Origin of the sequence: Gordonia sp. DT101 (assembly GCF_049844895.1) — a bacterium.
Classification (GTDB): Bacteria; Actinomycetota; Actinomycetes; order Mycobacteriales; family Mycobacteriaceae; genus Gordonia.
The window spans coordinates 620,081-644,206 of sequence record NZ_JBNCLX010000002.1; the positions used below are offsets into that span (position 1 = coordinate 620,081).

Genomic DNA, 24,126 nt, shown 5'->3' on the forward strand with positions numbered 1-24,126 from the left:
ACCCCGCCCTCCACATAGGCGTGATCGCAGATGTTGCAATCGGATCCGATGGAAGCTCCGGGGAGAACATGGGTGAACGCCCAGATCCTGGTGCGGGCACCGATATCCGAAGACTCGCAGAGGCCGTGTTCGTGAACGAAGTAGTCAGTCATCGGGCCTCCTGTTGATTGCTGCCGTAGATCTCGGACTCGACAATGTTCACGAATGCCTGTTGTGCGTCCTCCCAATTGCCGGATCGGACACTGGTCGCCGCGCGCTTCGCGATGTAGGGGTCGAAGGTTCGGACCGTTTCTGCCAGTGCCGCGCCCAGTGCGGCCGGGGTCGGGCGTGCCCACTTGACGTATGGACTGGGCATGTCGGCTCGGGCGTAGGTCGAGTCGTTGACGATCGGTATGGTGCCGCACGCCAGCATCTCTTCCACAACGAGCGAGATGTTGGTGAAGGACAGACCGAGACCGGCAACACACTCGTTGTAGAGTCTGGCCAAATCCTTCGGTGCGAGCTTGCCGTGGTGGACCGCCGGAAACGGTAGGTCCGCGATCGGATCGCCGAAGATGTGAATCGGCTCGTCTGGCATGCGGCGATGGAACTCCTGCAGTGCGAGAATCGCGAGTTGAGTACCCCGGCGAGCCGTTTTCGGACGCGAGTAACACACCACACCTGAGCGATTGGCAACCTCGGTTAGCTCGTAAGTATTTGTATCGCAGCCGAATTCGATCTGAGTGTATGGTCCGAACCCAGCGATCAGGTCCCCGACCATGGCCCCGAGAGCAACATTGCGGAAGCCGAAACCGTATGTCATCTCGGCCAGGGCGTAGGCGGACCCTCTGGGCTCGAAGAAGGGCTCGAAGTCTTGGATGAAGTACAGGCGGCGGGTGGGCGTCGATTGTGTGCGTGACGCGAGCACATACGCACACTGCCATGTGGTTGCGACAATCGCGTCACATTTCGACATGTCTGCTCCGGTGTGGGAGACCGTTGCCTTGACCCTCGGCCACGATGTTCGAATGGTCTGCTCATGAAAGCTGATGGGACTGCCGTGCTCCTCGTGGAGATAGAGGATGCACTGATGCCCGGCCCGTTCGAGAGCCTCAACCATACGGAACATGGTCGTGTGCCCTCCCGACCCCGCGCTTGGAGGCGAACTGATCCACCCGATCGTCAGATGTGTACCCGCTGCGGGCCGCTGCTCGGGGACGGACATACGCTTCGGCGGATCGACGATCTCACTCCAATTGATCGGAGCGTCGAGCTCTCGGGCGTCGGTCGCTTCATACAGGCGTCGTGCCGCTCGTTGGGTCAGTGAACGCACACCGCCCGCCTGCCATAGGTTTCGGGCCTGCCGAATCCTACGTCCGACGTCCGATGGAACTGGCAGATGTCTGTTCATACTGCTCTCATTCTGTCTTCTGCCCGCCGTGTGCCGATGCGGTGGCGGGCTCCAGCGATTGCTCGAGACGGCGGGCCACATTGCGTTGCTGAAGGGCCCAGCGGTACACGAGGAGCGCGTAGGTCGCGATACCAGCCCCGCCGCCGACGGCGAGCGCCGGCAACGGAGCGTGGATGAAGTGGCACGCAGCGGTCGCCACCATCCAGGTCGGGATACCGGCAAGCACCGGCACGATGACGGACCTCAGGACCGCCCGGTTGTCGGCGCCGACAACGTGCAGGTACACCAGGTAGACGGGGACGACGACCACGATGCCGGTGATGAGGTGTGCATACGCGGCGCCGGCTATTCCGAACGAGCGGACCCCTGCCATCACGGTCGGTATGAGTATCAACATCCAGATGACCTGAACGAAGAAGACAGGCTTTGAGTATCCCCGCGCCAGGAGGTATGTCGCCAGAATGTCGATCAGCACTCGTAGTATTCCGAAATAGGCGAGTGCGGCCAGGACGGGCCCGGCGGCGGACCATTTGGTCCCGTAGAGGAGCTCGATCAAGGGGCCGGACAACGCGCCGAGGAGTATGCCTGCGGGCACCGCGGCGGCCCACGAGATTGCGACTCCGACAGCAACAGACTGGTCGCGTTCGCCGATGCCGGCGTCGGTCGCGTCGTCAGTTCCTGCGGCACGCCCGCGTGACACGTGTGCGAACGCCGCCATGGAGACAGACCGAACCGCCTGCCCGATGATGTTCATCGGCCACATTGCGATATTGAAGGCCAACACGTAGATCCCGAGTGCTGCGGGGCCGAGAACCCTTGTCACCACGACGTTGTCGATGCTCAGAACCGCCCAGGACAGGAAGTTCGCCGCGGCGAGAGGAACGCTGTAGCGCAGGGCAGGTCCGGCCTCCGCGCGGTCAAAGCCGAATCGTGGGCGCGTGTGGCTCAGAACGAAGGCGAGGACCGTTGACACCGACTGAGCGAGGACACGCGATATCGCGAGCGCCATGGGGCCAAGACCCAACACGATGAGCGCGACCGCCGCGATGGTCCCGACCCCGAGGTCGGCTGCTGAGACCGCAAGCACGCGCCGTTGCTGGATGTTTCGTTGCAGCAAGCCGAGCGGCGCGACCGCGAACCCCACAAGAAGCATCGTCGATGACATCACGACGATGACAGGTGTGGCATCCGGCGCATTGAGCGTCCGTGCAATCCAGGGTGCACTCAGCGCCATGCTCACCGTGAGGATTGCTCCGGAGACCACCGCGATGGTCGCAACCGTCGGCATGCGCTGAGCGAGACGATCCGTGCGAACGATCTCTGCACTCAGACCGAGATCGGCGAGCGTGAGCAGCACGGTTTGGACGGTGAGCGACACCGCCCACACCCCGAACTCTTCCGGGCTGATGAGTCTCGCGACGATGATCCCGAGGAGAAGGTTGGCGGTACGCAGCAGAATGGTGTTCAGGGTCGACCAGACGAGGCCACGCCGAACCTTGGCACCCAACCCTTCCGTCCACTCGGACCCGGAGTCGGCGCTCACGTCAGAGGCCAAGAAAATTGGCACGGCGATAGCGGGCGGTCCACCTCTGGTTCTCCGTCGTGCGGAGGGCGTGCTCAACTGATGCATTCGTGATATCGGCCAGCGCGGACCATCGCCAGGCCAACGAGTCGCTCGATCGCGGCCATGTCTCCTCAGCAAATGCGCGGAACTTTTCGAGCGTGTCGCGAGGTTCGCCGTTCGCGACGAGCAGTGTGCCCTTGAGTATCGCCTCTCGAGCCAGAGCAGAGCGCCACACGGGTTCTATTCCGTCGGCATCGGGGAGGTTGGGGCCGACTTCAGCGAAGATCTGCTGAAAGACATCGCGTACCTGACTGATGTCGTCGAGCACACCGCCGAAGTCGATGTCGTGCATGTTGTTTCCGTGCAGCCCGCGGTAGTACCCCTGACGTGGTCCTCCGACGAAACCGACGTCGGATCGTGCTGCGGCCTGTAGCCAGATGAGCATGTCGCCGGCATGAGGAAATGCAGGGTTGTATCCCCCGATATCCTCGTACACCGACTTTCGCATCACTGCTTCAGGATTGGTGATGGCATTTCGTCCACGGCGGGCGACACGTTCGATCCACTCCGCGCCGTCCCACATCTGCCACCAATGGCGAGTCGGGCGAAAGCGGGGGAGGTCGCCGTCGAAGCACTCGACCCGGCCATAGACAAGTCCCACATCGGGATTGGCCTCCATGAGACCTACGGCACGTGAGATCGAGTTCGGACTGACGGCGTCGTCAGCCGACAAGAGGACCACGTACTCGCCTGTCGCTCGTGACAATCCGTCGTTGTAGGTGCGGATGTGACGCATGTTCTGCTCATGCTCGATGAGCTGGACTCGGTGATCCGACGCCGCGAGCTGCCGGGCGATCTCCACGCTGCCGTCGGTCGAGCGGTCGTCGACGATGATGACCTCGAGGTCGATATCTGTCTGGTCCAGTGCCGAGGCGACCGCGGTCGGCAGGAACTGGCCGTAGTTGTAGTGCGGAACCACGACGCTGACCCTGGGCTGCTGTCTCAATGCAACGGGGCGCATGAATCTCAACTGGCACCTCCCAGGGATTTGGCCAGGCCTGCGGCCACCATCTCCTGCTGATCGTGCGTGATGTGCGGGAACATCGGCAGCGAAAGAATGGCCTGGGCAGCAGCCTCAGCCACCGGAAACTCACCGCGTCGGTAACCGAGATGCGCATAGGCAGGTGTGAGATGGAGCGGGACCGGGTAATGGATCGCCGCGCCGATTCCGGCCGTGGTCAAGTCGGTGAGCACCCGATTGCGGTCGTCGACCTGGATCACATACAGATGCCACACATCCTCGTTGCCGGGACGTGGGACGGGCAGGCGTACACCGGGGAAGCCGGCCAGCAACGTTTCGTAGCGTTCAGCCGCGGTACGCCGGGCGCTGTTCCACTTGTCGAGGCGGCGCAGCTTGGCGCGTAGGACTGGTGCCTGCAACGCATCGAGTCGCGAGTTGGCGCCCGCACGGTCGTGGACGTACTTGACCGTGCTGCCATGGGCCGCGTAGCTGCGAACAAACGACGCGGCGTCATCATCATTGGTCATCACCGCACCCGCGTCACCCGCGGCACCGAGGTTCTTGCCCGGGTAAAAGCTCGTCGCGGCGATCCGTGTCATCGCGCCGGCGTGGCCATCGGTGGACGAGGCTCCCTGGGCCTGTGCGGCATCTTCCACGATGACGAGATCGTGTTGTGCGGCAATGGTTTTCAGCGCACGTACGTCGGCGGTCTGGCCATAAAGATGGACCGGCACGACTGCGCGGGTGCGATCGGTGATGGCCGCCGCCACGGCGGACACATCGAGCAAGAGATGCTCGTCGACGTCCACCAGGACCGGGACGGCACCGATTCTGGTGACCGCCTCCGCGGTGGCGATGAAGGTGTTCGCCGGGATGATCACTTCGTCGCCGGGCCCGATTCCGACCGCACGATATGCGAGTTCGAGTGCATCCGTTCCGTTTCCGACGCCGACCACATGGTCGACTCCGAGATAGGTGGCAAACTCATCCTCAAAGGCGGCGACCTCGGATCCGCCGATGAATGCGGCCGACGTGAACTGTTTCTGCCATACCGGCAGGACCTCGTCGGTGATCTCCGCCTGCTGAGCGGCAAGATCAAGAAAGGGCACACGGACTGTCATACGGTGACCCCCGTTGGCCGGGCCGGCATACCAACCCAGGTCTGTTCGTCGGGGACGTCGCACAGTACGACCGCCCCCATGCCCACGGTGACATCGCCGCCGATTGTGAGTCCTTGCCGCACTGATGCATTCATCCCGAGATACGAAGCCTCGCCGACCCGGACCCGCCCGCCGAGCGTCACCCCTGCCGCAAGCGTCGCGAAATCTGCGATCAGATCGTCGTGGGTGATGGTGCAGTTCGGCATGAGCACCACATGTCTGCCGATGCCGGCGTCGGCGGTCACCACCACGTTGTCGAGGACGACGCTGCCGACCCCGACAGTGCTGGTCGTGCCGATCCGAGCGGACGGCGCGACATAGGTGGCGAATCGACGCTCCTCGATCCCGAGAGATCTGAGCCGACCCACGATGTCACGACGGCCGGTACCGGGGCCGACGCACACCAGCAGCGACTCGTCGCGGTCGACGGCCGAGGCGATGACTCCCAGCACCGGAACGCCACCCACCACGGCGCCTTGCAGCGAGAAATCGTCATCGAGTATGCCGACGACGCCGTCGATCCCGGAGGCGAGAACCTCCCGCGTCAGCCCTCCCGCCCCGAGCAGGAGCAGTCCCGCCGTCACGGCGCCGCCCCGGCGGCTTCGAGCAGCACGCGGATGACGCGATCCTGGTCGACCTCGGCCAACGAATGAAACAGCGGGAGGATCAGCGTGGTGTCGGTGAGGAACTCGGTCGCCGGCAGTCCGGTAGGCGGTGTCAGGTCGCGATAGGGGGCCTGACGGTGCGTCGCCATGATCCCCCGACGTGCCGAGATATCTGCCATGGCAAGCAGTTCCAACAGCTTCTCGCGGTCGACCGGGAACTCGTCGCCGACCTGGACCCAGAACGACTGGAAATTGCCGGTCCCATGAACCGGATCGGCAACAGCACGCAGGCCTCGGATCGGTGCGATCTCCGCGTGATACCTGGCGGCGAGCTGACGACGGCGTGCCACCATCTCGGGCAGACGGGAGAGCTGTACGAGGCCGACCGCCGCCTGCAGGTCGGTCATCCGGAAGTTGTATCCGACCTCGTCGTAGCTCTCGGCCGGAGGAAGTACGGACCGGTGGCGGTCGGCGGCCGACATGCTCATCGCGTGTTCCCTCAGATGCCGCGCGCGTTCAGCCCAGTCAGGTCGACACGTGGTGATCATGCCACCCTCGCCGGTGGTCAGGAGCTTGCGCGGATGAAATGACCACGCCGCGATCTCGGCACCAGCGCCCACCGGTCGGCCCCGGTAGGTCGATCCGGCACCGCAGGCGGCGTCCTCGACGACAACGATGTCGAGGGGGTCGGTGATCGAACGGATATCGTCGATGTCCACCGGTACACCGCCCTGGTCGACGGCGATCACCGCCCTTGTCTGCGGCGTGAGAGCGGCTTTGACGGTAGCGGACGTGACATTTCCGGATTCTGCGTCGACGTCGGCGAAAACTGGTGTGGCGCCGACATGACAAACGACATTCGTGGTCGCGATGAAGGAGAACGAGGGGACCACGACGTGGTCGCCTGGGCCGATGCCGGCGACGATCAGCGCGAGATGGAGCGCGGTCGTACAACTGGTCGTCGCCACCGCGTAAGGCGCCTCCATCGCCGCCGCGAACTCCCGCTCGAATCTCGCCACGCGAGGCCCTTGCGCCACCCAGCCGCTGGAGATCGCCTCGGCGAGAGCGTCGGCTTCTTCCTGGCCGAGCCAGGGAACCATGATGTTGATGCGGCCGGTCACGGTGCCGCAACCCGGCCGGCGGCTATCTGGTCGCGCAGGGGAGTCCACCATTCGACGAGTTGACGTAAGCCGTCCTCGAGGCTGATCGTCGCCGTGAACCCGAGATCGCGTCGTGCCGCCGATGTATCGGCGAGTCGTCGGATCACCCCGTTCACCGCCCTCTCCGGACCGTGCTCGACGCCGAGGTGGGTCGCGTCCATCACCTTGAGAAGAGCTTCGGCGAGTTCGAGCAGGCTGGTTTCGGTGCCACTCGCGATGTTGTAGGTCCCTTCGACGATGTCGGACCGGGCAGCGAGCACGTTGGCGCGCGCGATGTCGGGAACACAGACGAAATCCATGGTCTGTTCGCCGTCGCCGAAGATCAGCGGAGGTTTTCCGTCGGCGATCCGCTCCATCCACCGCACGAGTACCTCCGTGTAGAGGCCGTGAACATCCATCCGTGGCCCGTACACATTGAAGTAGCGCAACAGGACGTAGTCGAGACCTTCCATCGCGCGGAAACTTCGGACCAGTCCCTCATTGAAGGTCTTGGCCGCCCCGTACATCGTGTCGTTGTTCTCGTGGTGGTGACGTTCGTCGGTGGGGAACCGCTCCGCCATTCCGTACACGGAGGCACTCGACGCCGCGATGAGCTTGCCCACCTGGTGCCGTGCCGCGGCCTCGACGACGTTGAACGTGCCGTCCACGAGGACCTCGAGCGCGAGTCGGGGTTCTTCGGCACACTGCGTGATACGGATGGCCGCTTGGTGAAAGACGAGGTCCTTGCCGGCGGTCAACTCGTCGACGAGCGCCGCATCGCGGATGTCGCCCTCGATCAGGCTCACCTTGCCGGAAGCGATTGCGCCGTCGAGGTTTGCGCGACGGCCACGTACGAGATTGTCCACGACGTCGATGTGGGCGGCGCCGGCATCGATGAGCTGGTCGACCAGCGTCGAAGCGATTGTCCCGGCGCCGCCGGTGACCAGGATGTGTGAACCGTCGGGATCGGTCATGTTCGGATGGCTCTCATGAGATGGTCGTTGGTCACAGGGCACGGGGCGCCGGCCGCACGGAGGCTGGCCTGCGCCGCGTCCAGGATGGAGAGCACCCGCAGTCCCGCTTCTCCGCTCGTTCGGGCTTCACGTTTGGCGCGGATCGCGGCGGCGAACTCTGCCACGACGTTGCCGAGCGCCTCCTGCTCCGGCAGGGCAGGGGCCCAGGTGTCGCCCAGGCGGTAGGACACATTCGCCGCCCGTGCATCGGCGGTCTCCTTCGACTGGAGTTCGAGGTCGACGCCCCGGTCGTACACGCTGACGCGCTGTTGCGGATTCAGATCGTCCCACACGATGGTGCGCTTGGTGCCACCGATGACGATCTGACGAATCTTTGTGGGACTCAACCAGTTCACGTGAACATGCGCGATACCACCGTTCGCCAACGGCAATGTGAGATAGCCGATGCATGCCTTTCCGGTCAGCAGCGGGTCGGCGCCGTGGGCCGCGACCGACTCGGCGTCGAGCCCGCTCGGGAGGATGAAGTCGATGATCGAGAGGTCATGTGGCGCAAGATCCCAGAACACGTCGACGTCGGGTTGGATCAGTCCGAGGTTGATGCGCACGCTGTCGACGAACAGGACGTCGCCGATGGCACCGTCGGCAATCAGATCGCGGATCTTGAGGACAGCAGGGGTATAGCAGTAGGTGTGGTCGGCCATCAGGACCAACTCCCGCTCGCGCGCCGCGCGCACCATCGCAACGCCGCGATCACGCGTATCGGCAAGGGGTTTCTCCACGATGACGTGTTTGCCTGCTGCGAGTGCTGCGCAGACGACATCGTGGTGCGTGCGGGCCGGTGTCGCCACGGCAACGGCATCGATCTCGTCATCGCTCAGAACCTCGGAGAGACTCGCGGCCACGCGCACGCCCCCGACCCGATCAGCGACGGCGGCGGCGCGTGAGGCGTCGAGATCGTAGATCGCCGCCAGATCCCAATCGGTGGACGTGTGGAAGTTCCGGGCGAGGTTGGGCCCCCAGTAGCCGGCTCCCACGACGGCGGCGCGCATGCGTTCAGGCATCATCTCGGTCCTCGGTAGGGGACGGTGGGGTGAGGGAGATACCTCCCCGATATCTCGATCTCGGGGGGTATACCGTCCACGGACGTGCGGATATTACACATTTTCGAGAATTCTTTGGATGGTCGCCGGAATGGCCGGCGCGGAGGTCGAAATTCTCCGATCATTTCTGCCGCCCTGGTTGGTGAGAATGCCGGCGAAACGTCGACGAATTCCGACCGATGCGCGAGAACTGACCGTTGCGCATCAGATGGTCATGTGAACGCTGAGAATACCGTCTCGCCGCCGGCCGCGGCGGCGCACTGCTGTCGTTCGAAGAGGTGAATTGTCGAGGCTCCGCGGCCTCCGGTTCGGTCCTCACCGCTCGATGCCACTCGTGACGCGGAGCAGCAGGTGCTCCATGTGGGCGGCGATGAGCCGGTGCCCGTAGTCGGTGGGGTGGATGCCGTCTGCGCCGACGGCCTGCGTGGCGCCCCCTGCGAGCCAGTTGGCGGCCGCGGGGTCGGCGAACTCGGCGCCGGCGACTTCAGCCTCGGTCGCGAGTTCCGAGTTGATCGTCGAGATCGGTTCGGGAACTGCTCCATCCACCCACGGGGCCCCCACGACGAGCAGTTTTGCGTCGGGGACCCTGGCGCGGATGGCCGAGTACACGTCGTCGGCCGCGTTGCCGACCGCTCCGGCCGCAGCGATGTCGTTTCGGCTCCCGAACACGATCACCACCTGAGACCGGGGGTGTACGAGGGCGCCATCGTCGGCAAACCTGGTGCCGTCGATGCCGCGTTTCACGTATCCGGAGCCCCCGGCGGCAAGTGTTTGGGTTTGTAGTGCGATGCCGTGCGTCGCCCACAGCTCCGACCTCAGGATCTTGGTCCAGTTGCGGTCGCCGTACCCGCCCATGGCACTGCCGGTGGTGTAGGAATCGCCGATGATCGAGATGCGCAGAGGGGTATGGAGCGGTGGTTCACCGCCGCATCCGGAGAGAAGAATGCACAGCAACATGGCGACTGGGGTAATTATTTTGCCGAACGAAAGAAATAATCTCCGGCGATCCCTGTAATTTGCCGATGAATGAGCCGAAGCGTCGTGCAAATTGAGCACGGCGCTCATCCTAGTCGGTGCGGCTGTTCTCGGCGCAGTTCGATTGATGAAGATTCTCGCCGGGCCTCTGATGGTGGTCTGGCGGGTGTAGGGTGGCAGAACTCTGAGCTGGACAGCGCGAGACGCCGTCTGGGAATTGTATGCGCGCCGGGCGGAAGGTATCCGGACTCGAATTGAGAATCTTGCTGATCGGGTTGAACTTCGACCCGGAACCCATTGGCGTCGCGCCGTATACGGCCGGCTTGTTCGATCACCTGTCGACGGCCGGTCACGAGGTGGTGGCGGTGGTGGGCGTGCCCCACTACCCTGCGTGGGTTCGCGATCCCGCCTACCGCCGACACCGAACGATGATCGAGAGGCGTGGTTCGGGACTCGTGCGCCGGAAGAGTCACTACGTTCCACGACATCCGGCGCTGATGGGGCGTCTGGCGATGGAGGCCACGTTCGCCTTTCGGGTGGCATTCTCCGCGTGGCGGCGTGCGGACCTGGTGGTCGCAGTATCACCGTCGCTGTTGTCGAGCGCGGTCTCCGTCGTGGCGGCCCGGGTGCATCGTAAGCCGGTGGTGGTCTGGTCGCAGGATCTGTACGGCAACGGAGCCGCGGAGACCCGGATTGCGCACGGCTTGCCGGCAACCCTGGTGCGCAGGCTCGAATCGGCGGTGCTGCGTGCCGCAGACCGTGTCGTCGTGCCACATCCACGCCTTGCCGAGTCCGTTGTGCACGAGAACGGTGTGTCGCGCGCGAACGTCAGGTCCGTTCGGAACTGGACCAGACCACCGGCCCCCGGCCGGGACGAGCCCGGGCAGATGCCGTCGGCGCTCTCGGACCTGTGCGGCCGTGCCTATGTTCTGCACGTGGGCAACATCGGTCACAAGCAGGGCCTCGAGCACCTCGTGGACTGTGCGCGATACGCGGCCGACGCCGGCGACTGTCTCACGTTCGTGATTCTCGGCGACGGGAGCAGACGTCGCGCAGTCCAAGAGTATGCGCAGGGCGTCCCGAACATTCTCTTCCTCGATCTGTTGCCGGACCGGCAGTTCCACCAGTTACTCGAGGGCGCTCGTGTGCTCGTGGTCAACGAGGCACCCGGGATTCGCGAGATGGCCATGCCGAGCAAGCTTTCGGCGTACTTCGCGGCAGGTAGACCCATCGTTGCCGCCGTCGATCCGACCAGCGCCACTGCGGAGGAAGTCAACGACTCGTGCGCCGGGATTGTCGTCTCAAACACCGATCCCGCCGAGTTCGTGATGGCGGTGCGTCGTCTGATCGAAGATCCTCGGGAGGCGCACTGCCGAGGGAAGAACGGGCTTGCCTACTCGCGACGCGTTCTCTCGGCACACGCATGCCTGACCCAATGGGATGAGGTTCTCGCTTCGGCTCGGGAGCGAGGGGTGAATGTTCACAGATGACCAGCCGCGAAGCCGATTCGAGTTGTCGGCGTTCACCGCGCAGGGTTACGAGCGAGGCCGTGGGGTCGGGTGGCAGCTTGCGTGGCTACTCGTCTCGGGTGTGGTCGTCCGGTCGTGGTGGTGCCCGGGACGGCTGCGCATTGCGGTGCTGCGCTCGTTCGGCGCCCGGATCGGCCAAGGATGTGTGATCCGGCACCGGGTGCGAATTCATTGGCCGTGGAAGCTCACCGTCGGAGACGGATCGTGGATCGGTGAGGGCGCGTGGATCCTGAATCTCGAAGACGTCACGATCGGGTCGAACACATGCGTCTCGCAAGAAGTGTTGTTGTGCACCGGAAGTCACGATCGACTCGCCCGTGACTTCCGATTCGACAACGGCCCGATCGCGATCGGTGACGGCGTATGGATCGCTTGTCGGAGCACCGTACTCAGAGGCTGCACGATCGGCGATCGTGCCGTCGTGGGCGCTCATTCGCTGGTTCGGTCCGATGTCGCATCAGGGCAGGTCGTGTACGGATGTGGGCCATGACCGCCGTGTTGCAGGTGGTGACTCTGGTCAGCCCCGACCGTGCCTACGGTGGGCCGATCACGGTGGCGCAGAATCTGTCGGAAGGCCTACGAAGCCGCGGGTATGACGTCACGATCGCCGGCGGATATCGAGGGCACCCCCGCCCCCCGGAATCGATCGGTGATGTCCCGGCACGCCTCTGGCGCGTCGGATCACTCGGCGCCCGCTGGGGTTTCGCCGGGTTGTTCTCGCCGCGTCTGCTGATCTGGCTGGCTCGGTCCATGCGTCGCTACGACGTCGTGCATGTGCACGTCGCCCGCGATCTGGTCACCTTGCCGGCCGCAATGGTTGCCAGATTGCTCGGCCGAGACCTGTATCTGCAACCGCACGGCATGATCGACGAATCCGGCCGGATCAGCGCTCGGCTGCTCGATGTGCTGGCAACCCGGCGTGTTCTCGCCGGCGCGGACGCGGTCCTCTGTCTCACCTCAGGCGAAGGTGCCGACATCGCGAAGATCTCACCGAAAGCCGTTGTTCGTCTGCTGCCCAATGGGGTACCGGTTGACGAGGCCGCGATGAAGCAACCGCAGCTCGCCGTGAGACCCAGGGTCGTGTTCCTGGCCCGGTTGCATCCGCGCAAGCGACCCACCGCATTCGTGGCAGCCGCCGTCGCGCTACTGCGGCAAGGAGTCGACGCCGAGTTCGCGATCGCCGGCCCGGACGAAGGGGAACGCCGTCACGTTGTGGAGGCGATCGCACAGTCCGGGCACGAGGACCGAATAGTGCTCGAGCCGCCGGTTTCGCCTGACGACGTGCTCGCCTACCTCGCAGCGGCCGACCTGTACGTCCTCCCGTCGGTGGACGAACCTTTCCCGATGACCGTCCTGGAGGCGATGTCGGTGGGCACGCCGGTGGTTGTGACCGACAGCTGCGGCCTGGCGCGCGGAGTGGAGCACATCGGCGCAGGTGTCGTGGTCGGCGAGTCTGTCGAGGAGCTGAGTTCGGCGATCGGTCACATCATCTGCGACGACACGCGGTTGGATCAGATGTCGAGCAGCGCGCTGACCGGCGCCCGCGAGAAGTACGGGATGGGCGGTGTCATCGACACGCTCGAGCAGATCTACGCCACCCCCCGGCCGAGAGGGAGGCGAGGACGAAGCAGATTTCGATGACGTCTACACGTACGCGCCTCGGCTCGCGGAATGCGGCCGCCACGGTCGCCGACCAGATCCTGTCCAGTGTGGGCAATGCGCTCGCATTGGTGTGTGTCGCGCAGGTCGCGGCGCCGGCGGTGTTCGGCGTCGTGGCACTGGTCTTCGCGGTGGTGACGACGAGCCTCGGTGCCGGTCGTGGCGCCGTCGGCGTCCCCCTGCTCGTCGCCTCGGCCCGGAACTCTCGGGAGATACGCCAGGCGGCCGCACGATCGGTGACGTTGTGCCTTCTGAACGCAGCGCTCTGCGCAGCGGTCGTGCTCGGGGTGGGAATCGGTCTCGGACATCCGATGATCGCCCTGGCTTCACTGGCGTTGCCCGCGTTGCTCGTTCAGGACATGTTGCGCTACTGCGCGATTGCTCTCGGTCAAGTACGCCGAGCCCTCGTGTCCGACGGCTTGTGGACGTCTGGCATGGCCGGTGTGTTCGTCCTGAACGCATTCAACCACTCGGTCCCGGTCGCGGCGGTACTGGGCATCTGGGTCGCACTGGCCTGGATCGCGGGCGTGTTGTTGAGCCTCTTACTGCGTGTGGATGTTCGCACGCTGCAGTACCCCGACCCGGCGACCGGCACCGCAGAGCGGCTGCGCCTCGCGGCGGTATACGCCCTCGATTCTCTGGGTGCCGCGTTGGTCACCTGCATAGCGCTGGTCACCTCCGGGGCGGTGGTCGCCGCTGCGGTGCGGGGCGCCGGCACGTTGTTCGGTCCGGTGGCCGTGCTCATCAGCAGCCTTCCGCTGACCGTCATCCCGAGACTCTCACGCGGCACGGTCCGCGGGGTGGCGCCGGCGGTCGGCGCTGCGGTGACGGCGGTGTCGGTGGTGGCACTCGCGATCGGAGTAGGGGTGCCGTTGCTTCCGCAGAGTGTGGGGGCCGTGGTTCTCGGCGATACCTGGGATCGCGCCGTCGATGTGATGCCGTACCTGGGAGTCGAGTACGCGGCGCTCGCCTGGTTCGGTTACTTCTCGAGCGTCCTGCAAGCGCATGGTCAATCGGCCCGACTGCTGGCCGTTCGACTCGGCTACGGCGGGTTCCAGCTGATCGCCTGTGTGTACGCGGGATTGTCGTGGGGTACCGGCCCGGCCATCGCTACGGCGCTCGCGTTGTCCGGGATCGTGGGCACGCTGGCTGCTGCAGTGTGTGTCAGACTTTCGCGGGTGGATCGCGAGTTCGTGTCTGTCGCGGCCGACCATGAGTAACGCGCTGCTCCTCGTGCCCGCCCTCGGGCTGCTCGTCCTCGCGTTCTGGCGTGTCCGCGGGAGGGCCACGGCAGGGTGGCCCGCTCTGTGGATGTCGTTGATCTTTGTGGCGCTGAGCGTCTTCGGGTACCCGGCGTGGTCATGGTCGAAGTCCTCGCTCGGCGCCGGGTTGCCCTCGGACGCCCTGGTGGTCTCATTCGCCGATTCGGTGGGGGTGCGCGCACTGCTTGTCGCATCGATGGCAGCGTCGGCGATCGCGTGTCTGATGCCACGCGGCTTCCGCGTCGACGGCGCCGGTGGCCAGCACCGCTCCTCCGATCAGCCGGCACGGTCGGTGAGTTCCGAGATGGCCTGGTGGGTGGCCGGTCTGTCGGCCCTGGTGTTCGTCTGCTGGTGTCTGGGTCAGGGGCCCAGTCTGCTGATCCGCGAGGTTTATCTGGACACCGATGGCATCCAGATCCTTCTTCGGGCCACGACCCCGGGAGGCACCCTCGCTGCCATGGCAACCACCGCGACGCTGTTCCTGTGTCACGACCGACGTCCACGCAATGTGCTCTTCGTGTTGACCGTGGTCTGGTTCATGTCGCTCCTGGCGATCGGGACCCGTGGCGCCGTGACGATCCCGGTGATGGCCGGACTGATGATCATTGCGCGAGGCCGACACGATCCGATGTACCGGCGGCCGATGTTCCTCGCGGGCGGGGTGCTGATCGGAGTCGCCATACTCACGTTCGGCTGGGTTATCGAGGCGCGTTATGGCACCCACGGTCTCCTGTTCCTGCCACGGGTCATCTTCGGCGGGAAGGTAACCGCGATGACCGATGATCCATCGGCGATTGCGAGATCGGTCCGCCAGGTGGTCGCATCGGTCGCCGCGTCCTACCCGATCGTGGACCATTCGGTCATCGCCGGGGTACCCATGAACATTCAGATCCAGAACGCGAATCCGCTTCTCGGGTCGGGCAACTCGGCGGAGTTGGAGCGCTACTTCCCGTGGGACTGGGTGCCCCTCTCGTTCGCAGGTACCTGGTACGGCGCCGCCGGCATCCTGGGGCAACTCGGCGTCTTCGGTGTGTTCGCGGCGGTCCCGTGCATGCTGTATCGACTGCTCGATGCCGGACCCTTTGCGCCGTATCGCCACGCCGGAACCGTCGCCGCGCTCATGCTGGCGTTCCTGTCCGTGCAGTACTCCTCGAGGCTGTGCTGGCGGTTTTTCTGGGTTCTTCTCGTGGCCTGCGCGCTCGTCTCGGTGTTCAATTGGTTGGTCGCAAGATCGTCGACGGGTGCGATGGCGGAGGGATGGACGCGCACCATGCGGCTTTTCCGTATGCATCTGTACAGACGAACCTGGTACTGATCGACCGGTTCCGCGATGAGGGTGGCCGTATTCTCGCAGAATCAGGTGGTCCCGCATGGCCAACAGGTGGAAGGGATGGCCCACATTGCCAACTGCGTTCATCACCGGAATCACCGGGCAGGACGGCTCCTACCTCGCGGAGCTTCTGCTGTCCAAGGGCTATGTGGTGCATGGCCTCGTTCGGCGAGCATCATCGTTCAACACGTGGCGGATCGACCACATATATCGCGACCCACATGACCCGGACGCACGGCTGCTGCTGCACTACGGCGACCTGACCGACGGGATTCGGCTCATGCGGCTACTGGCAGACATCCGGCCGGATGAGGTCTACAACCTCGCGGCCCAGTCACATGTGCGCGTGAGCTTCGACGAGCCGGAGCACACTGGTGACGTCACCGCGATCGGCACCACCAGGCTCCTCGAGGCGATCAGGCAGACCGGACTGCAATGCCGGTTCTATCAGGCGTCGAGCTCGGAGATCTATGGATCGACGTCCCCACCGCAGAACGAACAATCGCCCTTTCATCCCCGGTCGCCATACGGGATCGCGAAACTCTACGCGCACTGGATCACACGCAATTATCGGGAGGCCTACGGACTGTTTGCCGTCAACGGCATCTTGTTCAATCACGAGTCGCCACGACGCGGGCAAACGTTCGTCACGCGAAAGATCACCCGTGCCGTCGCGAGAATCCATCGCGGAGAACAGGATTGCGTGTATCTGGGAAACCTCGATGCGGTGCGGGACTGGGGATACGCGCCAGAATACGTCGAGGGGATGTGGCGCATGCTCCAGGCCCCGGTGCCGGAGGATTTCGTGCTCGCGACCGGGGCCGGCCATACCGTGGGAGATTTCGCCGAGGCCGCATTCTCGCAAGTCGGGCTGAACTGGCGTGATCACATCGCGTTTGATGAGAGGTATGTCCGCCCGACCGAGGTCGATGATCTCGTCGGCGATGCGAGCAGCGCGAACAGGGTGTTGGACTGGCGGCCGACCATCACGGCTCCCCGGCTCGCTGCCATCATGGTCGACGCCGATATCAAGTCGCTCGACAGTGCGGGCGAGCCGTACATCGACAGGCCCGACGTCCGGGGGTGGGTGTGAGCGTCAGTGGTCAGGTGAGTCCTGCCGTCCATCCACTCGGGACGGCAGGTCGTGTCTTCGTCGCTGGTCATCGAGGGCTGGTGGGTTCTGCGATAGTGCGTGCCCTCACCGCGCGAGGCATCGATCCGATGGTGTGTACACGCGATGACCTCGACCTACGCGACCGGGACCAGGTCTTCTCCTTCATGCGCCGCGAGCGGCCGGAGGTCGTCGTCCTGGCAGCAGCGAAGGTCGGAGGAATCGGGGCGAACAGCGTCGAGCCGGTCGCTTTCGTGTCGGAGAACCTGCAGATCCAGGTGAACGTGCTCGACGCGGCGCTCGAGGTGGACGTGCCGCGGGTACTCTTCCTCGGCTCCTCGTGTGTGTACCCGCGGGACTCGCTGCAGCCGATCGAGGAGTCCGCCCTGCTCACAGGGCCGTTGGAACCTACGAACGAGGCCTATGCAATCGCGAAGATAGCCGGACTCATCCAGGTGCAGGCTGTCCGGCGTCAGTACGGGCTTCCATGGATTTCGGCGATGCCGACCAATCTGTACGGACCCGGTGACAACTTCTCACCGTATTCCTCCCATCTGGTCCCCGCATTGATCGTGCGCTACTCGCATGCCGTGGCGAACCGCCGGGATGCGGTGGTCAACTGGGGGAGCGGGACGCCGCGACGTGAGTTGATGCATGTCGACGACGCGGCAGGTGCATGCATCCACCTGCTCGAGCACTATGACGAGACGGCACCCGTCAATGTCGGTACGGGCGAGGACATGTCGATCGCCGACATCGCGCAGATCGTCTCGAAGCTGACCGGTTTCAGCGGCACGACCGAATGGGATATGTCCCGCCCAGATGGCATGCCGCGTAAGGTACTCGACATCACCACGCTGCATGGGCTCGGCTGGTCGCAACAGATCGATCTCGAGAAGGGGATCGGGGAAACCGTGGACTGGTATCGACGAGGCGATCATGTGCGCAGATGACGTAACACAATCAAGTGCGATGTCGATATGGAAGAACACACCGCCGGGACCGGAACAGTCGGCGGTGCCTCGGCGCATCCTGGTATGTTCGCCGGTCTGTGATTAGGAGGCTGCGGCCGAATGGACCTCTTCGACGTCACCCGGATCGCTCTCCGAAGATGGTGGGTGACCCTCCCCATCGTCCTCATCACGTTCGTGATCGCCTACAACAACTATTCGGGTGTGAAAATCGAGTACTACTCGAGTGCCACCATCGGAATCACGACGCCGAGTGTCGAAGTGGTGGCAGGTTCTCGTCCGGACGGCTCCACCGTTCAGTCGCGCAACGGCCTCGAAGAATCCGGTGGTCCCAGTATGCTGGCAAACCTGCTCGACACAGCATTGCTGCAACCGCAGGTGGGCGACAAGGTGCGGGCGGGCGGGGGAACCGCCCCGGTCACGATCACTGTGAAGAGCTCCGACAGTGGCAGCCAGCTACCGATCATCGAGATCAGCGCCGCCGGCGAGGACGCTGATGCGGTTGCGCGAAGTGTCGCCTTGACGGTCGCGGCATCCAATGAGGCGTTGAGGTCACTGCAGGAAGCGGCCGGTGTCCCGCCAGATCAGATGGCGAAGACATTTGTCGTCGCGCAGCCGTCGCAGCCGGTGGGCGCGATCCCGGCACGGACCCGCGAACTGATCGCCACCGTTGTCGCCGGCATTCTGATTGCCGCTCTGGCCGCTGTCATCGTGAACGCGATCATCGAGTTCATCGGGAGAAGGCGTAGTCGTCGGGCCGACCGCGACGAGCCCTCGTCCGGGGAGGCGCCGGACGAGCAGCCCTCCACCCCAGAACATACTGTGTCCTCGCATCGATGAGTGTCGGCCCCGAGCTCGTGCCCGTTCGCGACCAGCAACCGCGTGACATGCGATTACCGTTCGCGCTCATGGCATTCGGCTTCGTCCTCTTCGCATTGCCGTCGGAAGCAGTGCTGCCCGGACCGTTGCGCGGCAACGGCTCGCCCGCTCGATTGCTCGGCCTGCTGATGTTCGCCTGCGTCGCGCTCTCACTGTGCTCGCCGGCGAGACGCGCATCGAATCAGCTGCTGTCGCGGAGGACTCGTGCCCAGCCTCTGATTCTTGTCGGTGTCATGATTCTCGCGGTCTACCTGATGATCCAGTGCGTGCTGTTCACACAGGGAGACAAGTCGGCGACCGTTCCCGCTGACATCGTCGCGGCCGAGATCCGATCACTGCTCGGGTCGGTTGCATTTGTCGGCCTGAGCCTGTTCATCATCACCACTGTGCGGACTCGACGAGCGATCGACCTCGTCCTGTTGTCAATCCTCGCCGGCGCCGCGATATCGGTCTGCATCGGGCTGCTACAAGGCTTGATGAACGTCGACTATCGAGACTTCTTGGTGCCGCCTGGGTTTGTCGAGACCCGCCAGGTCGGACTGGCCATCCGCGAAGGCTTCACGCGCGTGACGGGTACGGCTGCGCACCCCATCGAGTTCTCGGTACTCGTCTCCGCGCTCCTTCCGATAGCTTTGCATTACACCCGTTTCGGGGCGACATCACGAATTCGGTTGTTCACGGGTTGTGTCAGCGTGCTGCTTCTCGTCGCCGTGCCGGCCAGTGTGTCGCGGTCGGCCATCGTGACGCTGGGTGTGGTCGCGCTGATCTATATGATTGCGCAGCCGCTGAAGGTCATATTCGCCTCCGTCGCCGCTGTCGGGGTGATCACGGCGGTGTACTACGTGGCCGCCCCGGATCTGTTTGCCGCGGTCAAGAATCTCTTTACCGGTGCGGCAAAGGATCCGAGCATCACCACACGCCTGGACGACTACAAGTACGTCGGCGACATGTTCCGCTTGAAACCTTGGCTCGGGCACGGCTTGGGCAGCACCGTGCCGGAACACACCCGATACCTCGATAACCAATGGCTACAGGTTCTCGTGATGGGCGGCGTCGTCGGAGCCGTAGCGCTGATCCTCCTGATCGTCGGCGGCGTGGTGGGGATAACCGGCGCGTTGCGTGAGACGCGGACGCCCGGAGACAGAGACCTCGTCTTCGCGCTGGCCGCATCATTCGGCGCGATCGTGGTGTCCACGACGGTATTCGACCTGTTCTCATTTCAGCAGGCGGTTCTGTTGATCTTCCTGCTCTACGGATTGTTCTGGAGCCTGGTGGCTGTGCTCAGTGACGAGAACGAACGGAGCACGGACAAACCGGAGTCACTTCCCCGCATCGGGAAACAGGCCGCGGCACAAGGCGTGCGCTGATATCCGGATCAGCGCCGTCGTCGGCTGGTGTCGTCGCGTTCCCAGGTGGTCTCGCCGCGCCCGGCCTTGTACCGGGACAATGTCGCCACCACGAGGTAGGCGAGTGCGTCGACGGCCGTGCGTGGACCACGAACGGACGCCAGCACCGCAAGTGCGGTCGTGCGGCCTGTCGGGCGCGCGGATTCCGGGTTGTGCTCGGCGAGTTCGGCGTTGCCTCGTTGGTGGCGTCCGAGCACCTTGATCAGTCCACGAGTGTTCGTCGGCGTCGTCCATATCGACGGATCGGTCGACACGACAGTCTTCTCGTCGGGCGCGAACTGGGTGTCCACGAATTTGTCGTCGCCGGTGACGTCCGGAAACCGTCCGAAGCGAGCGTGGCCTTCTTCAGTCAGGGCGTACACACCTGCCCACCACAATGCGTCGCGATGGACTGGCATGCGTGAGCGTGCGCGGTAATAGCTGCGGACGATTGGTCCGGCATCGTCGGTGCCATAACGAAATTCCGGTCGCGCGGCCAAAATATCGCCGCGTCGCAATCGATCGAGGATGTCGAGCACGGCGCGCTGGGTGATCTCGATGTCGGCGTCGAGATATACACGCGGCCAGGACGTAGCGAGTTCGTCGCCGGCATTCAATGCAAGGGTCTTGGATCCGGTGGTCAATTCGATCACTTGGGCACCGGGAATCTTTCGGGCGCGCGCGGCGGTGTCGTCAGTGCACCCGTTGCAGACGACGATCAGCTCGATGACTCCATCGACGGCCGCACGGCTGAGCGGCATCAGCGTCCGTTCGATCACCGCTGATTCGTTGTAGGCCGGAACGATCACCGTCCCTCGGTCTCGGTCGACTGCGATGGATTCGGCGGATTTCGGAATGTCGGCGGTTGGCAGTTGCGCCCAGCGTTGTCGTCGGAGGACGATGCCGAGTCGGCGTCTGTGGTCCCGATCGTAGGACCGGAGTGCCTCGGACAACGCCACCGACGCTCGGCCGGCGGCACTGTACAGGCGACCATGGTGCAGTTCGAGGTACCGCACACGATTGACTGCCAACAGGTCTGCCAGCACGGGCGAGGTGCCGGAGCCGCCCAATGTGTGCACGACTGCGGAGCGCGGTTGATACCGAATCAGGTGACCGCTGTCTCTGATTCTTCGGAAGTAATCGATCTCCTCGGAATACAAGAAGAAGGACTCATTCCACGGACCGACCTCGCGGGCCACCGAAGAGCGGATCAGCACCGCGGCACCGGTCGCCCAGTCGACGTCGTGGGCGTCATCGTAACTGTGTGCGCGATAGTCGAATTCGGACAATGCCGTTGGTCGTCCGAGCCAGATTGCGCTGCCGAACACGGCGTCTCCGAGCAAACCACTCAGTGAGGGTTCGAAGCGTATCGACGGATATACCGTGTGGTCTGGCCGGAAGATCTTCGGGAGCACCGCCCCGATGCGCTGGTCTGCTCGAAGGGTTGCGAGCATCTCACCGACGGCGCCGGGCTCGAGTCGCAGGTCTGGATTGAGGATCAACAATGTCTCACAGGGTTCGGCAAACTCGGTCGCCACGTTGATCCCGCCCGCATAACCGAGGTTGCCGCCGGTGTCGACCGCGATCACATCCGGATGGGTGCGCACCCTCTCGAGAGTTCCATCGGGCGAGTTGTTGTCGGCGACCACGATCCGGAGACGTAGATCCCTGGCCTCCAGACGTAGGTCGTCGATGATGGCGTCGATGTCGTCGTTGCTTTGGTAGGTCACGATCACGACACAGACGTCGGCGGGTGAACCGGCTTCGACGAAGTGCCGTTCGGCGGTTCCGGAATCCGCCTGCCTAGGCTGATTGGAGTCGCTCATCGCGGTGTTCCTCCCGAACAGGACGTGCCGTCAGGTGCCCCGAGTCACCGCTCACCTTACGACATCTGGTGCGAGGGTGGGATGTGCTCGGGAGAGTATCGATCAGGTGTGCGCGTAGCCCTCGGCAGGCCTCAGTAGGTCCTGGTGATCACGGTAGATGACCGATCGTCGGCAAGGCGCCGAATCGTTCATTGACCGGCCGCTCGCGTTCAGTAGTAATACGGAAACGCGTCCCAGTCCGGAGACCGCTTCTCCAGGAACGCGTCTCGCCCCTCGACGGCCTCGTCGGTCATGTATGCCAACCGTGTCGCCTCGCCGGCGAAGACCTGTTGCCCCATGAGGCCGTCGTCGGTGAGGTTGAACGCGAACTTCAGCATGCGCTGGGCCGTAGGTGACTTGCCGTTGATCTTGCGGCCCCATTCGATGGCGGTCTTCTCGAGGTCGGCATGTGCGACAACGCGATTGACCGCGCCCATCTGGTACATCGTGTCCGCGTCGTAGGCCTCGCCGAGGAAGAAGATCTCGCGGGCGAACTTCTGGCCGACCTGCTTGGCGAGGTAGGCGCTGCCGTAGCCGGCGTCGAAGGAGCCGACGTCGGCGTCGGTCTGTTTGAACCGCGCATGCTCACGGGAGGCGAGGGTCAGATCGCACACCGAGTGCAGCGAATGACCGCCACCGGCGGCCCATCCGTTGACCACCGCGATCACGACCTTGGGCATGGTGCGGATCAGTCGCTGAACCTCGAGGATGTGCAGGCGGCCACCTTCGGCCTTCACGCGCGCGTCGTCGACGGTGTCGGCGCCGGCGCCGGTCACGTCGGAATCGTGGGTGGTGGCGTACTGGTAGCCCGAGCGGCCGCGGATCCGCTGATCTCCACCGCTGCAGAACGCCCAGCCGCCGTCCTTGGGGCTCGGACCGTTGCCGGTGAGCAACACCGTGCCGACATCGGGGGAGCGGCGAGCGTGGTCGAGAGCGCGGTACAGCTCGTCGACCGTGTGCGGTCGAAACGCGTTGCGAACCTCTGGCCGGTCGAAGGCGATGCGGACGATGCCGTACTCGCGGCCGGCGCCGGTGTGGCGATGGTAGGTGATGTCGGTCAAGTCGCCGATGGCGCGGATGGGTGCCCAGGCCGAGGTGTCGAAGGGCTGCTGGTCTTCTGTCCGGTGATCGGCGTCCATCCGGTCAGGGTATCGCCGGTCGATCGGTGGCAAGCGGGCGCGCCATTTGTGACCCAACGTTGCCGGTTATTTATCTTTAAACTCATTGCATGAGATTTCGTTCTTTGCAACAGTAACTATATGTCCGTTTCGATCGGGATCGTGTTGGCGCTCACGGTGTGGGTGACAATCGCTCTCGTCGTGGCGCTGGTCGTCGGTCGCGCGGTCCATTTGAGAGATCATTACGAGTCCTCCCGCGGTCGGTCCATGTCTGCCGGTCGATCGCCGTCGGAATTCAACCGTCCTGACTAGTCGGCCGTTGTCGGCTGTTCGGATGTGTGCAGCAACGCAACAGTCGGTCGCGACCGCATTTTGTCCGTTCTATACGGTTGATCCATGAGTGATGGTGCCGTCAGTCCCGATACCACCGAGATCGAGGATCCCCACGAGGGCGGCTTCCGCGCGCACACGGCCATCACAACCGAACGAGGCGGCCCGCGGTACGGGGAGTTCAGCGAGCAGGTCCGCACTCTCATGGACCGCGCGCGCTACGCCTGCCCGACGCCCGAGCTGACCGACGAACTGATCGATCAGCTCGCCGCCGTCAACGAGAAGCTTGCGGCCGTTCGGATCGACGAGTGGCATTCACCTGCCGGAACGCGCATCGACCTGCCCGCCCGCGGCAACATCACCCTTCCGCCGTTCGAGGTCACCGACGTGAACGACGACGGGGTCTTTGCGACCGTGACCTTCCGCGATTTCCACCTCGGGGGCAACAACGCCGCGCACGGTGGTCAGGTTGCGGTGGCGTTCGACGATCTCGGCGGATATGCATCGGCGGTGGCGATCGAAGGCGTCAGCCGGACTGCCTATCTCACCGTGCAGTACCGATCGATCACCCCGTTGAACACGCCTCTGCAATGCCGGACCTGGGCCGAGAAGGTCGACGGCCGGAAGGTGTTCATCAAGGGCACCATCCACGACGGTGACCGGCTGTGCGCCGAGATGGACGCGTTGTTCATCAAGCTCAATCCCGGCCAGCAATAGCGATCCCCAGCGGCGACCTCTGGAATCGGTAACGTCGCCGGC

Annotated in this window: 21 protein-coding genes; 10 read left to right on the top strand and 11 right to left on the bottom strand. The window is 64.2% G+C overall.

Annotation, left to right across the window (positions count from 1 at the left end):
• Positions 1–148 precede the first annotated feature (148 nt).
• The 9 genes from ACLQ3I_RS09450 to ACLQ3I_RS09490 all read right to left on the bottom strand — a co-directional run bounded on the left by ACLQ3I_RS09450 (position 149) and on the right by ACLQ3I_RS09490 (position 9,910).
• The gene (locus ACLQ3I_RS09450) at positions 149–1,471 is read right to left on the bottom strand and encodes a hypothetical protein (protein WP_425801466.1); all 1,323 of its coding nucleotides are present in this window, start codon (positions 1,469–1,471) and stop codon (positions 149–151) included.
• Complete coding sequence (locus ACLQ3I_RS09455; protein WP_425801468.1) at positions 1,398–2,933, bottom strand: oligosaccharide flippase family protein; 1,536 nt, start codon at positions 2,931–2,933, stop codon at positions 1,398–1,400. The genes ACLQ3I_RS09450 and ACLQ3I_RS09455 overlap by 74 nt, the downstream gene beginning before the upstream one ends.
• 1 nt (position 2,934) lies before the next feature.
• Positions 2,935–3,975, bottom strand: a complete 1,041-nt coding sequence (locus ACLQ3I_RS09460) for a glycosyltransferase family 2 protein (protein ID WP_425792645.1) — start codon at positions 3,973–3,975, stop codon at positions 2,935–2,937.
• A gap of 5 nt (positions 3,976–3,980) precedes the next feature.
• Positions 3,981–5,084: a DegT/DnrJ/EryC1/StrS family aminotransferase gene (locus ACLQ3I_RS09465; protein WP_425801470.1), complete on the bottom strand. Its 1,104-nt coding sequence runs from the start codon at positions 5,082–5,084 to the stop codon at positions 3,981–3,983.
• An 8-nt stretch (positions 5,085–5,092) separates the two neighbouring features.
• Complete coding sequence (locus ACLQ3I_RS09470) at positions 5,093–5,719, bottom strand: acetyltransferase (RefSeq protein ID WP_425801473.1); 627 nt, start codon at positions 5,717–5,719, stop codon at positions 5,093–5,095.
• A complete protein-coding gene (locus ACLQ3I_RS09475) occupies positions 5,716–6,861 on the bottom strand; it encodes a DegT/DnrJ/EryC1/StrS family aminotransferase (protein ID WP_425792648.1) in 1,146 nt (381 codons plus the stop codon). Before ACLQ3I_RS09475 ends, ACLQ3I_RS09470 begins: the two co-directional genes overlap by 4 nt.
• Complete coding sequence (locus tag ACLQ3I_RS09480) at positions 6,858–7,853, bottom strand: NAD-dependent epimerase/dehydratase family protein (RefSeq protein ID WP_425801476.1); 996 nt, start codon at positions 7,851–7,853, stop codon at positions 6,858–6,860. Before ACLQ3I_RS09480 ends, ACLQ3I_RS09475 begins: the two co-directional genes overlap by 4 nt.
• Positions 7,850–8,914 (bottom strand): Gfo/Idh/MocA family protein, encoded by a 1,065-nt coding sequence (locus ACLQ3I_RS09485; protein ID WP_425792650.1) that lies wholly within the window; start codon positions 8,912–8,914, stop codon positions 7,850–7,852. Before ACLQ3I_RS09485 ends, ACLQ3I_RS09480 begins: the two co-directional genes overlap by 4 nt.
• A 354-nt stretch (positions 8,915–9,268) precedes the next feature.
• Positions 9,269–9,910: an SGNH/GDSL hydrolase family protein gene (locus ACLQ3I_RS09490; RefSeq protein WP_425792651.1), complete on the bottom strand. Its 642-nt coding sequence runs from the start codon at positions 9,908–9,910 to the stop codon at positions 9,269–9,271.
• A gap of 272 nt (positions 9,911–10,182) precedes the next feature.
• Between ACLQ3I_RS09490 and ACLQ3I_RS09495 the strand changes: the two genes are divergently transcribed.
• From ACLQ3I_RS09495 to ACLQ3I_RS09535, 9 genes are all read left to right on the top strand, one after another.
• Positions 10,183–11,418, top strand: coding sequence for a glycosyltransferase (locus ACLQ3I_RS09495; RefSeq protein ID WP_425792652.1), 1,236 nt, complete (start codon positions 10,183–10,185; stop codon positions 11,416–11,418).
• A complete protein-coding gene (locus tag ACLQ3I_RS09500) occupies positions 11,405–11,947 on the top strand; it encodes a putative colanic acid biosynthesis acetyltransferase (protein WP_425801478.1) in 543 nt (180 codons plus the stop codon). Before ACLQ3I_RS09495 ends, ACLQ3I_RS09500 begins: the two co-directional genes overlap by 14 nt.
• On the top strand, positions 11,944–13,098 hold the full coding sequence (locus tag ACLQ3I_RS09505; RefSeq protein ID WP_425801481.1) for a glycosyltransferase: 1,155 nt from the start codon (positions 11,944–11,946) through the stop codon (positions 13,096–13,098). Before ACLQ3I_RS09500 ends, ACLQ3I_RS09505 begins: the two co-directional genes overlap by 4 nt.
• Positions 13,095–14,336, top strand: a complete 1,242-nt coding sequence (locus ACLQ3I_RS09510; protein WP_425801483.1) for a hypothetical protein — start codon at positions 13,095–13,097, stop codon at positions 14,334–14,336. Before ACLQ3I_RS09505 ends, ACLQ3I_RS09510 begins: the two co-directional genes overlap by 4 nt.
• Positions 14,329–15,693 carry a hypothetical protein gene (locus ACLQ3I_RS09515; RefSeq protein ID WP_425801486.1) on the top strand — a complete coding sequence of 455 codons (1,365 nt, stop codon included), beginning with the start codon at positions 14,329–14,331 and terminating at the stop codon, positions 15,691–15,693. The genes ACLQ3I_RS09510 and ACLQ3I_RS09515 overlap by 8 nt, the downstream gene beginning before the upstream one ends.
• An 85-nt stretch (positions 15,694–15,778) precedes the next feature.
• Positions 15,779–16,801 carry a GDP-mannose 4,6-dehydratase gene (gene gmd, locus ACLQ3I_RS09520; protein WP_425801945.1) on the top strand — a complete coding sequence of 341 codons (1,023 nt, stop codon included), beginning with the start codon at positions 15,779–15,781 and terminating at the stop codon, positions 16,799–16,801.
• A 14-nt stretch (positions 16,802–16,815) separates the two neighbouring features.
• Complete coding sequence (locus ACLQ3I_RS09525) at positions 16,816–17,772, top strand: GDP-L-fucose synthase family protein (RefSeq protein WP_425801948.1); 957 nt, start codon at positions 16,816–16,818, stop codon at positions 17,770–17,772.
• A gap of 120 nt (positions 17,773–17,892) precedes the next feature.
• Entirely contained in the window at positions 17,893–18,630 is a 738-nt protein-coding gene (locus tag ACLQ3I_RS09530; RefSeq protein WP_425801489.1) for a hypothetical protein, read from the top strand.
• Positions 18,627–20,036, top strand: coding sequence for an O-antigen ligase family protein (locus tag ACLQ3I_RS09535; RefSeq protein WP_425801491.1), 1,410 nt, complete (start codon positions 18,627–18,629; stop codon positions 20,034–20,036). Before ACLQ3I_RS09530 ends, ACLQ3I_RS09535 begins: the two co-directional genes overlap by 4 nt.
• Positions 20,037–20,044: 8 nt before the next feature.
• Here the strand turns inward: ACLQ3I_RS09535 and ACLQ3I_RS09540 are convergent, their stop codons facing one another.
• Together ACLQ3I_RS09540 and ACLQ3I_RS09545 are read right to left on the bottom strand one after the other, a co-directional pair.
• Complete coding sequence (locus ACLQ3I_RS09540; RefSeq protein WP_425801493.1) at positions 20,045–21,880, bottom strand: glycosyltransferase; 1,836 nt, start codon at positions 21,878–21,880, stop codon at positions 20,045–20,047.
• Positions 21,881–22,089: 209 nt separating this feature from the next.
• Positions 22,090–23,058 (bottom strand): 1,4-dihydroxy-2-naphthoyl-CoA synthase, encoded by a 969-nt coding sequence (locus ACLQ3I_RS09545; protein ID WP_425792660.1) that lies wholly within the window; start codon positions 23,056–23,058, stop codon positions 22,090–22,092.
• A gap of 375 nt (positions 23,059–23,433) precedes the next feature.
• On the opposite strand from ACLQ3I_RS09545, the gene ACLQ3I_RS09550 reads away from it, so the two are divergent.
• Positions 23,434–24,084, top strand: coding sequence for a PaaI family thioesterase (locus ACLQ3I_RS09550; RefSeq protein WP_425792661.1), 651 nt, complete (start codon positions 23,434–23,436; stop codon positions 24,082–24,084).
• Positions 24,085–24,126: the final 42 nt, after the last annotated feature.